Annotated in this window: 1 protein-coding gene; it reads right to left on the bottom strand. The window is 64.6% G+C overall.

Translation table 11 applies throughout. The annotated features are described in order from the left end of the window. Positions 1–176: 176 nt before the first annotated feature. On the bottom strand, positions 177–823 hold a 647-nt coding region (locus ACXJKO_RS31885; RefSeq protein ID WP_457094994.1), incomplete at its 5' end, for a transposase.

An 823-nucleotide genomic window follows, 5' to 3' on the forward strand; every position in this document is an offset into this window, starting at 1 on the left:
TGATGACCGAGGCTGTGTCAAAACGCAGATAGCGACCGAGTGAGATCACCTCTGTGGTCCTCTGATCGGCTGGAGCACGAGAGCCAGCGGCCGTTTGGCTCCTCGACAAGGCTGGACGTCAGTCTCCCTGATGTCCGAGCCATCGTGATCAGCTTGGGGTCTAAAGTGATGCCCCCTCAGGACTGGATGGCTGCCAGCAGCGGTCCAGGACCAAGGATCGCCAGAACCCGCTTCAGGTTGTAGGCGAGCACGTGCAGGCTCATCTCGGTGCGCACCCGCTCCAGGGTCCGGGTCAGGAAGTGCGTGGCACCCATCCAGGCCTTGATCGTGCCAAACGGGTGCTCCACCGTCTGCCGCCGCAGGCGCGCCGTCTCCGGTGCCCGGTCGAGCCGCTCCTGCATCGCATCGAGCACATCCTCGTGCTCCCAGCGCTTGAGGCGCCGCTGCTTGCCGGTCGTACACTGCTCCTTCAGGGCACACCGCTCACAGCAGGTGGTCCAGTACACGTGCAGGGCCATGCCGTTCTCAATCGACCTAAACCGGCGCGTCAGGCGCTCTCCAGCCGGACAGCGATAGGTGTCGTCCTCGGGATGATAGACGAAATCCTGCTTGCCGAAGCGACCATCGGCCTTGGCGCACGACGTAAGGGTCTTGGGCACAGAGGGCGTGATGCCGGCTCGCTCGCAGGCCAGGATATCCTCGCCCTTGTAGTAGCCCCTGTCCGCCACAGCCTCCAGGCTCGGCGTGCCCAGGGCCGTCTGCGCCTGCTGAGCCATCACCGACAACTGCCCCCGATCCGAGCCGCTGTTGGTCACCTCATGCG

Source organism: Microvirga sp. P5_D2, assembly GCF_054049475.1.